The 14687-nt window shown below is 42.9% G+C and carries 8 protein-coding genes and 1 tRNA gene; 3 read left to right on the top strand and 6 right to left on the bottom strand.

All coding sequences use genetic code 11. The features are described 5' to 3' along the window. Nucleotides 1–17: 17 nt before the first annotated feature. The 3 genes from EQO05_RS16090 to EQO05_RS06800 form a co-directional block, all read right to left on the bottom strand. Complete coding sequence (locus EQO05_RS16090) at nucleotides 18–140, bottom strand: hypothetical protein (RefSeq protein ID WP_255420837.1); 123 nt, start codon at nucleotides 138–140, stop codon at nucleotides 18–20. 99 nt (nucleotides 141–239) lie between these two features. Continuing rightward, a tRNA-Cys gene (locus EQO05_RS06805) sits at nucleotides 240–311 on the bottom strand. 1234 nt (nucleotides 312–1545) lie between these two features. Continuing rightward, nucleotides 1546–3003 (bottom strand): NAD(P)/FAD-dependent oxidoreductase, encoded by a 1458-nt coding sequence (locus EQO05_RS06800; protein WP_128504998.1) that lies wholly within the window; start codon nucleotides 3001–3003, stop codon nucleotides 1546–1548. 755 nt (nucleotides 3004–3758) lie between these two features. Between EQO05_RS06800 and EQO05_RS06795 the strand changes: the two genes are divergently transcribed. Continuing rightward, on the top strand, nucleotides 3759–6653 hold the full coding sequence (locus EQO05_RS06795) for a NosD domain-containing protein (RefSeq protein ID WP_240664417.1): 2895 nt from the start codon (nucleotides 3759–3761) through the stop codon (nucleotides 6651–6653). A 159-nt stretch (nucleotides 6654–6812) separates the two neighbouring features. On the opposite strand, the gene EQO05_RS06790 is transcribed toward EQO05_RS06795, so the two are convergent. Further along, nucleotides 6813–9563, bottom strand: coding sequence for a DEAD/DEAH box helicase (locus EQO05_RS06790; RefSeq protein WP_240664416.1), 2751 nt, complete (start codon nucleotides 9561–9563; stop codon nucleotides 6813–6815). A 195-nt stretch (nucleotides 9564–9758) separates the two neighbouring features. Then, on the bottom strand, nucleotides 9759–10910 hold the full coding sequence (locus EQO05_RS06785; RefSeq protein ID WP_128504996.1) for an acyltransferase family protein: 1152 nt from the start codon (nucleotides 10908–10910) through the stop codon (nucleotides 9759–9761). 234 nt (nucleotides 10911–11144) lie between these two features. Here EQO05_RS06785 and EQO05_RS06780 point away from each other — a divergent pair, with 234 nt between their 5' ends. Then, on the top strand, nucleotides 11145–11414 hold the full coding sequence (locus EQO05_RS06780; RefSeq protein ID WP_128504994.1) for a hypothetical protein: 270 nt from the start codon (nucleotides 11145–11147) through the stop codon (nucleotides 11412–11414). 198 nt (nucleotides 11415–11612) lie between these two features. On the opposite strand, the gene EQO05_RS06775 is transcribed toward EQO05_RS06780, so the two are convergent. Continuing rightward, a complete protein-coding gene (locus EQO05_RS06775; protein WP_240664415.1) occupies nucleotides 11613–13454 on the bottom strand; it encodes a DUF2207 domain-containing protein in 1842 nt (613 codons plus the stop codon). Nucleotides 13455–13727: 273 nt separating this feature from the next. Here EQO05_RS06775 and EQO05_RS06770 point away from each other — a divergent pair, with 273 nt between their 5' ends. Beyond that, nucleotides 13728–14423 carry a class I SAM-dependent methyltransferase gene (locus EQO05_RS06770; RefSeq protein WP_128504992.1) on the top strand — a complete coding sequence of 232 codons (696 nt, stop codon included), beginning with the start codon at nucleotides 13728–13730 and terminating at the stop codon, nucleotides 14421–14423. Nucleotides 14424–14687: the final 264 nt, after the last annotated feature.

Raw genomic sequence — 14687 nt, 5'->3', positions numbered from 1 at the left:
GCATAATAAATGTTTTTCTACCCGAGTTTCGCTTCCCGAGTTTCGCTTCCCGAGTTTCGCTTCCCGAGTTTCGCTTCCCGAGTTTCGCTTCCCGAGTTTCGCTTCGGGAGCACGAGGTCCTTTTCGCTCGCTTCGCTCACTCAAGAGGACTAAAAGATAAAACAGTTGTACAATAAACTGAAAAAGTAAAAAATTAAAGGTTACTCTGAAGGAAGGTGAATTTCTTAAAAATTATAAGAAGCCAAGGTCCGGATTTGAACCAGGACTGAATCGCTCTGCTGGCGATTGCGTGACCGCTCCGCCACCTTGGCAGTCTGTATATTCTAATACAGTGTATGAGGTATATAAAATTTTAGATTGACAGTTATTTTTGGCGCAGATTAATAATTTTATTTTTATTTTTTGGGCGGTAGTTTCTATAGATCAGGAATTTGTTTGAGCCGGAGCAACGTCATTAAGCATCTTAAACGGAGCTTGTACGCACGCAGTGCGGCCCGAGTCCCGTCTCGGGAGGACGGTGCCCTTTTCGCTTCGCTCAAGAGGGCTAATTTTGGTAAAGAATCGTAGCTTTATGTTTTTGGACATGTGGCTTTACCATAATAGAAAACAAAGAAAAAGACTGGTTATTTATCCTACTAAAAGAAGGAGTATTTACTGAGCTTTTTACCAAAAATCCTCTATTTTGCTTTTATTCATTTCAGACTGGCCCGAGCTTGCGCTCGGTGAAAAACAGGTTATAGACGGCGAATAGAGCTCTTGGGGTCTTTTACTACAGTACTTTTATTTTTAGACGGCAGCTCTTTGACTCAGCTCTTGATATTTGGCTGAAAATTGAAAGAAAAGTTAGTTTATTTCATTTTAACAACCGCCGCCTGCAATGGAATCGGCTTCTCCAATTCTGTTTTTTCGGCAACTGCACCTTCTAACAAACCCTTAACAACCGCTTCCATAAGTTTCTGACTATCTTCCCGCTCTTTTCTGAGTTTTGATTCGAGTTCATTACACAAACTCATGAGCTGGAGGGGTATTTACACCTCTCTTTCCAGCTCCTGATAGATGCCGCTGAACTGCTCCAGCGCCGATTCAAGATTTTCAACGATCCCTTTCATTTGACCAGCCCATAAATCCCATTATACCGGTAGTATAACCGTTAAACCAATGAACTAAAACTTGTTACGTTCACTAACAATTATACCAATAAAGTAACATTATATCTTAAAAATATTAAATACAATGAGTGTATTGTATAACCTGCGTTCCCATCTATTGAAACATAACTCCACAAACAGCATCTACTCCACAAAGATCTGCGGCATACAAGCAAAATAGGATTGAAAACCAATTCATTCCTGAATTCTATTCCAAACCTCTTTTCAGACTAAGAAACTGGGCATTTTAAATGTCTTTCAGCAAATCCAGGATTAAGGTGGGAACGCAATCTTCCATTAAAAATTCTCTCTCCACTTTTCTCTATTTTTTCCGTTTTTGATTATCTCTTGACCATTTTTGTTTTTGTTTCCGTTTTGACCCTTTTTCCGTTTTTGTTCATCCTTTTGACCCTTTTTCTGTTCTTCCCTCTCCTTTGACCATTTTCATTATTCCTTCGGCTGCCAGAATTCCCGTAGCAGCCGCATTGACTATGTCCCTTGAAAGCCCGGCGCCGTCCCCGGCTGCAAAGAGGTTCTTGATGCTGGTTTCCATCTGCCTGTCGACATTCAGGTGCATTGCATAAAACTTGACTTCAGGGGCATAGAGCAGGGTCGAGTCCGAGGTGACGCCCGGAATGATCTCATTTAAGGTTTCAAGGCCTTCGATTATGTCCATGACTATCCTGTGCGGAAGAGCCATTGAGATATCTCCGGGGGTTACATCCTTGAGCGTATTTACAACAAGGTTTTTTGCAAGGCGTTCTTTTGTTGTGCGCCTGCCTCTTCTAAGGTCGCCCATGCGCTGGAGGACCGGTTTTCCCCCCCCGATAGTGGTTGCGAGTTTTGCGATCGAACGGGCATATTTTGTGGTATTTTCAATGGGTTCGGTAAGCTCTATCCGGACAAGGAAGGCGAAATTGGTGTTATCTGACTCCGTATTTGCCAGGGAATGCCCGTTGGTGGCGATAAAACCATCATATTCCTCTTTTACGACAAACCCACGCATATTTGTGCAGAATGTCCTGACAAAATCATCATAACGGCGGCTCTGGATGTGGAATTTCGGGTCGCGGTTAATCCTCGTTACAGGGTCCATAACGATTGCAGGGACTTCTACCCTCACCCCGATATCGATCCCGCCGTACCGGGCTTCAATTCCGTGTTTGTCAATCATGTCTGAGACCCAGTTGCAGCCCCGCCTTCCGGGTGATAAGAGCACGTAGCTTGCCCGCATTTCCTGTCCGTCGGAAAGTATAATCCCTTTGCAGGCTCCATTCTCGATCAGCAGGTCCTTTACCTCGGTTTCAAGCAGGAAGTCCACTCCTCTGTTAACAAGGTTCTGTTTGAAGCGCGCTATTACTGCAGGGGCATTATCCGAACCGATATGCCGCTGCTTTATCTCGATAAAACGGGCTCCCACCGAGGCAGCCCTGCGTTTTAGTTCCTCAATTTCCGGGCCTTCGGTCATCAGAGCTCCCTGCGGTGCCCCAAACTCCAAAAAAACCTTATCCACTCGATCTACAAGCTGCCAGGCTTCGGTCTGGTCTCCTGTAAGGGCTGCCAGGTCTCCTCCTACATCAGGCCGCAGGTTTAAGGTCCCGTCTGAAAAAGTCCCGCAACCCCCTACACCGCACATAATATCGCAGGGCGTGCAGTGCATACAGTAGGTCTGGGTTTTCATTGGGCAAAAGCGTTCATCTATGTCCCTGCCCATATCCACAATAAGAATTCTCAAAGGCTCGAATTCCGCAAGCTCGTAAGCTGCAAACATTCCGGCAGGCCCTGCCCCTATGATTATTACATCATAATCCTGATCTTTCTCCCCTCTCCCCGAAATTTTATTTCCATTATCCATGCGTAGCACCCTTTATAATTCCTGTATCATTCAAACAACCTGAGATTTCCATTTTCGTAAATCTTCGAAAACAGAAATTTCCAGTTTCAGGAGTTGGAACTCCTGAAAGCAGTGAATAATTTTTAAAATAAAATCTGTTCAAAATCCCCTCTATAAATCCCCGAATTCCAGAAAAATAATAATTCGCTTCTAAAATGTTTTTTGCGCTATTTCAATGCTGCAAATCCGCTCAGATTGTCAACCTCGCTTTAAATTCTTTCTCTATCTGTATAGATGCGTCAAATCAAAGGAAACAGAAAGATGCAAGCTATAAAAGATTAACAGAAGCCTTTGATAGAGTCAATTTTTGCAAATGTTATTCCCATCTAACAATTCCCCATAACATAATCAGGTATGAAACTGTCAGTATAAAAAACTTCCATTTTACTTGAAATATGACTTGAAACACCTGTTATCTGGATCGAATACTCTGCTAAAGAGTTTAAGGCCGAAAACACATTAAAAAGGGAATCCATGAATTAATGATTTTTAAATTGCAGATAATCCTCTTACATGCTTCATTTTTACTGAGGAAGTGATCATAATTATATAGCGCCGAAAAGAAATTCTGTTAGCCCTTAAATTATGCATCTTTGTAAGGGTCTGAGATCTTCTAAAATCTTATTCGTTCGGTATTATTCGTTCGGTATTATTCGTTCGGTATTATTCGTTCGGTATTATTCGTTCGGTATTTCTGGTCAAAGGGGGAAGTACAGTTGTGCATAAATAAATTGACTATTCTTCTAGAGGTTGCTGTTTTTCTTATGTTTTCGGTTTATAGTCCTGCATCCGCCAGGGAGATTACTGTAGGTGGCAATGGTTCAGGTACAGACTTCACATTGATTCAGGAGGCAGTAAACAATTCCTCTTCAGGTGATCTCATTCTCGTTTATCCGGGCTTCTATAATGAAAGTGTGGATATAATAAAAGAGAACATAAGCATCCTTTCTGAATCTGAAAATCCTGAGGATACTGCTGTTCGGGATTTTAACGTAAGCGCGAATAATATTACCTTAAGAGGGTTTAAAGTACTGGAATATTTAAATTTACAGGGCCCTGAAAATGGCATCTGGCATGATAAAATTGAGAACTGCACTGTTAAAAGTAATATTATGGAATCGGGCATTGGGGCTGAAGAGTGTTACAATTCCACTATTGAGAAAAACGTAATCTTAAATTCAGGTATCTACATTTCAGGGCCTGAGGAAGATTCTAGTTTTACAGTTTCCGATAATCTAATTGTTAGCGGAGGTATTGGTGTTTCTCACGGACCATATAACTGTGTTTTGCTTAATAATACTCTTCTGAAGGGAGGCATATCGTCAGCTAGCTCCAGTGGTGATTGCAAAATTCTCGGCAACTATATTTCAAATGGGATAGATGATGGTTATGGAATTGTCCTCTTTGAAGCTTCTTCCGAGATAAAAAATAACACAATTGTAAATTGTAGTGAGGGCATCTGTCTAACCCGGTTAACGGGGAATAACATAGTTTACAATAATACCCTGATACATAACGATAAAGGAATTTCTGTTTGGAACTCAGGAGGCAACTTATTTTCAAATAATACAATTTCAAAGAACAATATTGGGATACTGGTGGACGGCTCTACAATGGACCAGGCGGGAGAGAATTCAATCTTAAATAATACGATTTCAAACAACAATATAGGAATATCACTCAAAGGTGATTCTTACGAAAATCTGGTAGCTAATAACAGAGTGGAGCTAAATGCGCAATTTGGATTATATATAAACCAGTTTAAGGATAATATCGGTGAGATGCCATATCATGGAACTAATCACTTCTACAATAACATGTTCAATAATACAGTCAACTTCTTCAACGATACAGGCAACTATACGGGCGATTATTGTATTGCAAAGGCAATAAACATCAGCGCCGGAAAAAATTCAGTTTCTTTGAACACCGCAAAAACCTCAGGCATTAACATTGCAGGCGGTTCTTACCTGGGAGGAAATTTCTGGGCAAAACCTGACGGGACCGGATTTTCCCAAAACTGCAACGACTGGAATACGGATGGAATCGGGGACCTGATCCATACAGCCAGTGCATATGATATTGATTATCTTCCTCTCGTTTCTATGCCCGGAGACCGGCAGCCAGTATTTCCTGTTGCTGACTTCAGTACTAATGTAAGTAATGGTTATGTACCTCTTTCTATCCTGTTTACAGACCTTTCCCGGAATGCAATATCTACGGTATGGGACTTCGAGAATGATGGAATCATTGACTCTACCGATAAAACACCGGTTCACGTATACCCTGTATCCGGTACCTATACTGTCAATCTGACAGTAAACAATGCAAACGGCACTTCCTCGAAGTTATATCCTGTAACAGCATCCGATAGGCCTCAGTACACTCTCACGGAGGCTCAGATTACCACAAACAAGTCAAATCAGACGAAACCTGTTATTTATGGGGATAAAATAGTATTTTTTGATGATCGCAGTGGATGGGGGCATTACAATATTTACATTTACGATCTCTCTACTTCCAGGGAGACTCAAATCCCTGCCAATATTTCATACTATGATTATGAAACATGGCCTGCAATCTATGGTGATAGAATCGTCTGGAAGGAATATCGTAATAACAACGGAAGAGTGGAAAGTTCCGGTATACACGTATATAATCTTTCTACCTCTAAAGAAACCCCGATCATAAACAGTATAAATGTGTACGATCCTGATATTTACGGGGACAGGATAGTCTGGACGGATACTCGCAATGAAAACGGAGATATTTATATGTACAATCTCTCCACAGGCAGGGAAACGCGGATAACCACAAACGAATCCAATCAGGATGATCCAGTTATCTATGATGATAAGATAGTATGGCATGATTGGCGCAACGGAAATAAAACTTCGAGTAAAAATGACATCTACATGTATAATCTCTCTACCTCTACAGAAACTCAAATTACCACCAGCGGATTCGCATCGAATCCAAAAATTCACGGTGACAGGCTGGTTTACTTGAATGGCAGCCATATTTATATGTACAATCTCTCTACAGCTAAGGAGACCAGAATCACCACCTGTGAATCAATTAAATCAAGTCCTTCTATCTATGGGGACAGAATAGTATGGACGGATGACCGCAACAGAAATGGATGGGGTAACCCTGACATTTATATGTACGACCTCTCCACTCACGCGGAAACTCCGATCACCTCAAATAAATCAGGGCAGTCAGATCCTGTAATTTATAGTGACAGGGTGGTTTGGGTGGATTCACGTAATGGATACACAGTCAATGGTCTTTTCCAGACAAACGAGGATATTTACATGTGTACGGTTTCGGTAATAGACCCTTCACTAAAAACACCTGTAGCTGACTTCTCTGCGAATGTAACCTCGGGAAATGCACCCTTAATAGTATTATTTACTGACAGCAGTACAGGTGCACCGAATTTCTGGCACTGGGACTTTGGAGACGGCATCAATTCAAAACACGCTTTAAATGCGACGCATACATTTACTGAGCCGGGAAATTACGATGTAAGCCTTACAGTGACAAATGAAAACGGTAGCAATACCAGGATTATGTCCGGGTATGTCACGGTCTATGAAGGTAAATGAATATCTTATGAAAAATCAGTGAAAATTAAAAAAGTAGTCAAGAGCCAGAGCCACAGGGCAAATGGAAATCAGTTGACCAAGCCTGAAAAACGGATCTCTCTGGTAAAACGCATCCTTAGCCTTTCTGACAATCTGAGAACGTTACTAGGCGCATATTTTTCAGATAACTTTCCTGATAACCAGTTTCTTCACAACCCTGTTTCCATTTTCTCCGTTAACGGCTTCATTCTCTTTATTTTCTGAAATCTCAATCCAGAGCCGGAAGTTATAATTATTGCCTGCACCAAGGTCTTTTATATGGATCTCAAGGGGTTTTTCCCTTGTGGGTTCCTTCTTTCCCCTGAATTTCTGGTGAAAGGTCTTTGCAGCAGCCTTTTCGGGGGCAGGGGCAGAAATTACTCCTATCATTCCTCCCTTCTCATCCGTAGCAATGAAGGTTTTTTCTTTCTTATCCTGCCCTGCAGGCGATTCCTGTTTTATGGTTTCCCGCCTGAGCTGGCGCCTTACCCGGCTCAGGGCATCGTCTGTACTCCTTTTTTCGGGAGCCGGTCCGGAAGCCCGGACTTCGGAAAGGTGTTTCTCTTTTCTCTCAGGGGGAATATAGGGAGCTTTTCCGAGAATTTCATGAAGGAGCATGATCGCAGCATGTTTGTCCAGAGGCTCGTTATTATTCCCGCACTTCGGGGACTGGATACAGCTCGGGCAGCCGCTCTCACAGGGGCAGCTCTCGATTGCTTTTAAGGTGCCTTCAAGCACATCTTCTATAAGGTCGTAACCTTTTTCGGCATACCCCACTCCGCCTCTGTGCCCGTCATAGATGAAGATTCCGCTTTTGCCTCCCAGGTCAGGATGGGACGGCGTGGAAACCCCGCCTACGTCGCTCCTGTCCACAAGCAGGTGAAGAGGGTACATGGAAATCATCGCGTGCTCAACAGCATGTATCCCGCCTGCGAAATCCAGTTTATGCTCCCCTACCAGCTCCTGCAGCCTGTCCGGAAGCTTGAGCCAGAGAGCCATTGTCTGAAGGCTGACAGGAGGCATTTCAAGGGAATGGGCGCTCATTATATCATTGCTCTGGGTCTGTATCTTCCTGTACCCAATAACCCTGTCCGTTACCTCGACTTCCCCAAGCCCGACTTCTACCTCCGGTGCGTGCAGCAGCGGCTTTACTGCATAGGTTTCCTGCACAAATACCGAGGAGTCGATCATGGGTTTCGTATGATAGGTATCATGCGTCTTTACGGCATGTATCTCCTTCTTCTCATGGTCGATCCTGTTTATGTAATAGGGTTCTCCCCTGTGCATATAAACCGCTCCGGGGTGGCACTCCCTGAAGGCAAGGGTTTCTTCAATGTCTTTTTCTATGGGGAAGCGTTTTTCCCCCTCAAAAGCAAGTAAGGAATAAGTATTATTATCGATTCCCCGGAGAGAAACGTGTTTGTACGGGAACGGATCCGTCGAATACTTCAGGTCGTCGCCTGCAAGCAGTCCCTCGGCTTCCAGAAGTTCCACAACTCTTGGATATCCTTTCCCGAAATATCTCTCATCCGATGCACGCAGGGGAAATTCTTTTGCTGCACAGAGCAGATGCCCTGCAAGGATATACGGGTTTCTGGGGTTTAGCACGGCGTTTTCACTGCTTCTTGCAAAAAAGTCAGCAGGGTTTCTCATATAATACTGGTCAAGGGCATTTGTGCCTGCTACAAGTACAACAAGGCTTTCATTTCCGCTCCTGCCCGCCCTGCCTGCCTGCTGCCTTGCGCTCATTACGGTTCCGGGGTAGCCGTCCAGAATACAGGCGTCAAGTCCTCCTATATCAATCCCCAGTTCGAGTGCATTTGTGGAGATAACCCCCCGAAGTTCCCCTGAATTCATTTTTTTTTCGATTTCTTCCCTTTCCCTGTCAAAGTAACCACTCCTGTACGAACAAATCGCAGGGGAGAGATCGCGGTTCCTTAAAAGCTCCCGACAGTTTTTATACATCCTCTCAACTCCCTGTCTTGACCGGGTAAAGGCCAGAGTCTGAAATCCTGCCTGCACAGCCTTTGTAAAAAGTGAAGAAGCCTCGGAAAAACTGCTTCTCCTGAGTGTGCTACCTTTATTATTCAGATAAAGCGGCGGGTTCCAGAAAACGAATTGCTGGCTTCCCTGGACAGAGCCATTATTCTCAACCACTGCGGCTTTCCTTCCGATAAGGGTTTCCGTATGGTCATCAGGGTTTCCTATGGTTGCAGAACAGCAGATAAACTGCGGGGATGCCCCATAATGCTCAGCTACGCGTAAAAGCCGCCTGAGCAGGTTCGCCATATTGCTGCCTATAACCCCCCGATAGTAATGGCTTTCATCAACCACTATGAACCTGAGGTTTGAGAAAAAGCGCCTCCATAGATGATGCCAGGAAAGAAAACTCATGTGAATCATTTCAGGGTTGGTTAAAACCACATTTGTCTGCCCTTCTCTCACCTTCCTTTTCTGGGCTTCTGAGAGGGCACCTGTATAACGGGCTATGCCTGCCCCGGACTTCAGCGCCCCCTCGAATTCCAGAAAGGACTTTAACTGGTCGTTTACTAGCGCATTTAAAGGAGAGATATAAAGGGTAGTTGTTTCAGGCTCGTTGAGAATAGTTTCAAAAACAGGAATCATGTAAGTAAGGGACTTTCCGCTTGCTGTGGTCGTACAGAGTACTAAGTCTTTCCCTTCCCGGATTTTTTCTATGGCTTCGGCCTGATGCGTATACAGCTCCTCAATCCCTATGCCTGAAAGGGCTGCTTTTACCTTCGGCGTTATTTGCAGGGATGCGTACCTAGCCTCCCTCGCAGGGATTCTTTCATTATGAACGATCTGGTTTTCATAGCGGCTGGAGGTTTGAATCTGGTCTAGAAAGCGGGAAATGTCCATTTTTTTCGGCACCGTCTTATTTTATCCGGGGAATGTTATTTTTATAGTATTTTGCTTTTTTCTCTTCCTATTTTTTCAGCTTTTTCGGCGACTGTGTATTTTATTTTTAGGAAAGTGTAATCGAAAAGGTATTGGAAAATAGTCCGAAAGCGCAATGGATAGTGCATTTTTAGTATAGATAGGGATAGCCTGGATAATTCTGCCATTTCAGTTTATGAACTTTTTTAAACGAGTCCTGAGGCTTTCTGAGCTTTCAGAAGGTCTCTTTATTCCCAGTAAATAAGGGAAATAGGTGTTGATAAGGAAGATTACAGGTATCATGCAGAACAAATTCAGTACCGTTAAGCCCAGAGCGAAGCCAGCGTTATAATAGTAAGTCTCAACATCAATCATGAAAACCAGGACTATGAGTTTTGTAAGGATATCTTTTACAGGGAAGTGAAGCGCTAGCACAATCAGGCTATTTCTTCCATAATATTCCAGTACCTTTGAACTCCTGACGTTCTTGAAAAGGTAAACAAAGGTAAAGATTCCTGAGAATGCCAGAAGGTAGTAGGAAAAAAAGTTTCCATATTTCAGCACATTCATATTCATCTCTTCTGGCGTGGGAAAGTGCAGAAGGTATCCGAAGTATAGCAGGTTTACAAGAGTAAGAATTCCGGGAAGAAACTTCCAGACCCGGAGGAGACTTCTCCTGAACTTCAAGCCAGGCTGGTAATCCGGATTATCCCGAGGCTTCTCTCCAGCCTTCCATGCTTCCGGTTCTATGAATTTCCTGAATAAATTTCCTGCCCCGTAAAAGACTACGGCAGTGAGAGCCACGTCAGCGTTCCAGGGCAGCCTGAAAGGCACATAAACCGAATAAAGGTATCCTATTACTCCGACAGCTGTGAGCCAGAACATAAGCTTTCCCGGCTCAGCGTAATATTTCTTCGCAAACCCGTAAAAAAGAAGCTCGGTTACAAAAAGGCAGGTCAGAAACCAGAGGGGCGGATTGTAAGAGATCAGGGGTCCCAGTGCATAGACTATGGAATGAATGTTTTCAGCAGGACTGGCTTTGAAAAAGTCGATGTTCGTGACTCCTGGCTGGTACCCGATATCCAGTAATAAATAAAATAAACAGGTAAGCAGGGCAAAGCCGAAGTAAGGTACGATAAGGGACCTGAATCTTTTCTTTACAAAACTTGCGGCTGATGCTGTATGTTTCCAGAAGTCAAACAGGAACCCGGAAATAAAGAAGAAAAGCGGCATATGAAAGGAAAAAATGTAAGTATCGAGCGCTACCGGCAATTTATGGTGCGCAAACACAACAAGTATAATCCCGATTCCTTTTAAAGCATCTATCCAGTGAAATCTCATCTCACCTTAAAAAATAAACAGTGTTATATAATAATCTTTTGCACCGGCAAAATTGCGCCCCGATTTCCTTCTCGCCTGATTTCTGTCTCGCCCGATTTCCGTCTCGCCCGATTTCTGTCTCGCCCGATTTCTGTCTCGCCCGATTTCCGTCTCGGGAGGACGGAGCCCTTTTCGCTTCGCTCAAGAGGGCTAATTATAATAAAGAAGTTAAGCTGATTTCAAAAGGGCTTATTTATGGGCAAGAATCAGGGGCGTCGTCGCAAATGTTTTGAAAAATTACTTGACCGCAAGCCTTTTGAGAAAAGGCTTGAGCGAAAACCTTTTGAGAAAAGGTTTTATCGCAAACTTTTTCAAAAAAAGTTTGATCAAAAACTCATGCTTTATCGAAAACAATGTAACGGCGTGATAAACCGGCGCAACGCAAGCCTTTTACAAAAAGGCTTGAGCGAAAACTTTTTCAAAAAAATCCTTGACCGCAAGCCTTTTCAAAAAAGGCTTGAGTGAAAACTTTTTCAAAAAAAGTTTTATCGAAAACTCTGATTTATCGAAACCGGTGTAACCGGGGCGGGCTCAAGCGACGCCACGCTTGCAGGTCAACGGTTTCGGGCCAACAGTTCAGGTTCAACGTTATTTTTTTCAGTTTTTCAGGCTTTTTTATTGCTGCAGGATAGGATTCTGTCTCCTTATTCTATATTCTATTTTTCATTCGGTACTGCTTTCGACTACCCCTGAGCTGCCGCCTATACTGTCCCTATGATCGGCATGATCCTTATCTTCAGGACGGGATGATGAGCAGGTATTCTCCATATCACAGCCGGATTGATTATAATTGTCACTTATGGGATGGAAGCGACTCCTTTCTAGCTGCTCCGGCGGAACAATCTGAGATATATTTTGAAGCATTTCCTTTGCGACTCCGAGAGAGACAGCATATACAAGATAGGAGTCCCAGGTCTCTACTGATTCAGCAGGATGTTCTTTGAGAGCAGAAAGGTCTGTAATATATTTTTTGAAATTGTCCCAGCGTTTGTAGTAAAGGCTTCCCTCGGGAGTCCATCGTCCAAATACTGTTAGGAAGGCGTTTGAGTATTTTGTCATAACGAATCCATAGATCCCGATCGAAGCCGTCAATACATAAATTTTTGATGTCAGGGGAAAAGCTTTTGACGGGAAAAACCCGGAGATTAAAATATAATAAACAATTGCTGCGATTAAAACTGATCGAGCAAACCAGTACATGTATACGTTCCCCGTGGATTGGAAGAATTTATCAAACATTATGTATGCATGAACTTTTTTGCTCCAGGTAATTAAGAACTTATAGAAATCCGATCCGCTTTGAAGCTCCTTTTCAAGTTTTTTCCAGGAGATTTTTCCTTCGGAAGCATGAGCCTTTAACAGCGAGAGCGTATCTTCTTCAAAATCTTCCAGTTCGGAGGGGCTTCCTCTTTTTTGAAGGTCTTTTTCATTATCAGGAATTTCTACCATAAAGTCTCTGGATCCGGGCTCCTGATTATATAACGAGTCTTTCTCTTCGGGTTTTAAGTTCCGGAATGAGATGTAGCCGCGGTTAGTAAGATCCATAATGGTTGCAGTAAATCCATCTATTGTAGGAATACCCATATTCCCTTTCATAACGGCATTTATAACGGCGGGTTTGGAATAGGCAGGCATCTCCCTTTCAGATATTGTTCTGTAATCGATTTTTGGTTCTCTTCCATAGAGATAGTATATAAACAGAGGAAATGCCAGGACAAGGAGTGCAAATAAAATTGTCGCGCTATATATATCTTCCAGAACCAGACCTTTCTTTTGATATTCACTTTCAATAGCCAGTATTTCTTCGAGCCCCACGGCATTATCCACCTGGACAAGGCGGGGGTTGGGGGATGCAATTCTCGGGAAAACCGCCCGGATTTCATACCACTGGGTGGAAGGGATCTCGCCTGCGCTTACCGTAATGACATCATTTCTTAAATTCACTTCCTGTGTATAGCCAACCGGATGAGTCCAGTACCTGATCTCACTCTCGTTTTTCACCGGAAGCATAACACTTCCTTTAAATTCCTTCAAAGGTTTCTCCCATTCCCCACCCCACAGCTTATAGCTAAATTCAGAAACATCCCTGTGAACTTTGACTGCGCCGTAGCAATCATAAGAAATATAAAAAGTCAACTTTTCAGGGGTAGGATCCGGAAGCTCGCCTGTTAACCTGTACCCATCCGGAATCGGTTCAATCAGGAGTTCACACTCTTTATCGGAAAAATGCGCTTCAACGTTCTCGATAAATTCCCCAGGTGGTGCTTTCAGCTCTCTGTGAACATCGATATACTTTCCATCAAATGCATATGATACCGACTCTTCAACGTGGACAATCCCGCTGGTATTAACCGTTATATGTGTCTCAGCTTCTTCCAGTGAATATTTTGCACTGGCTGGAGATACCATGCAGAGCGCAAGCAGCAAAATAATAACTGTTTTAAACAGCATGGCCCTGGATTTTGCCTCTCTGGCAGCTCCACAGGAAGCATCTGAAAGCCCCAATGAATTTCCCCCAACCCTATATTATCTTCCGGATAATTATATTATCCGGAATCTTCTTAATACTTGGGTATTAACAGGGCCGCAGATGACTGTTTTTTGTAAAGTTCAGGTTGGTGCAGGTATTTTTTAGATATTTATAAAAAAATTCTGAAATATTTTAAAAGCATTTTTGGAATATTTTTGAATCCGATAGATCCTGCTTAACTGTTTTATAAAAAAGAAGCATTAATTAAACAATAATTAAACAATAATACTCATAAGGAAGCAAACCAGATGGAAAGAGAAGCTATTGATGTTACTGCGGCCGAAGCCAGTATGGAAAAAGATGTTATTAACAGGCAGCAACCTCACTGGGAGGTTGTATTTGAGAAAGCCTGCTCCAGGTTTGGGGATGAGCCAAGTTATCCAGCGCGAAAGGCAGCTGCTATTTTTGAAAAAGAAGGAAAAAGGAAAATCCTTGAACTTGGGAGCGGCCAGGGAAGAGATACCTGCTTTTTTGCCAGTAAAGGCTTTCATGTACATGCACTTGATTACACCGAAAGCGGGCTAAAAGCCCTGAAAGAAAAACTTCAAAGTACAGGTCTCTCGGATTCTATAGTTCCTCTGAAGCATGATGTCCGCAAACCTCTTCCCTTCGAGAACGACACTTTTGATGCCTGCTACTCTCATATGCTCTACTGCATGGCACTAACAACAGACGAACTCGAATTTCTCAGCCATGAGGTTAAAAGGGTGCTCAAGCCGGGCGGGCTTAATATTTATACTGCGAGAAGCACCAGGGATGCCCAGTGCGGGACAGGTACGCACAGGGGAGAGGATATGTATGAGATTGTAGGCGGTTTTATAGTACATTTCTTCAGCGAAGAAATTGTCAGGCACCTAGCAGATGAATACGAAAGTCTCGAAGTAGAAGAGTTTGAAGAAGGCGAACTTCCGAGGAAGCTTTATCTGGTAACCATGCGGAAATAAGGATGAGCAACCTTTGATAAGTGCTGATAACAGGGAACTTCTCAATCAAAAAAATCGCCATTGCCTGCAATCCGGAAAATCGGGAAAAACCATGCATGTAATTCCTGTGTTTCATTCTTTCATGCTTTTCCTGACTATGGACTTTTCACTTTAAAATCATATAACAATAAGTAAAAAACATTATTATCTCTTTTAAACAAATTATATGTCATAAAATATCTGCTTTTATGAAGTAAACTACACGTTGTAAACTACAAATTATAA

Source organism: Methanosarcina sp. MSH10X1 (assembly GCF_004099695.1).
Lineage (GTDB): Archaea > Halobacteriota > Methanosarcinia > Methanosarcinales > Methanosarcinaceae > Methanosarcina.
This window is presented reverse-complemented; position numbering and strand designations above follow the sequence as displayed.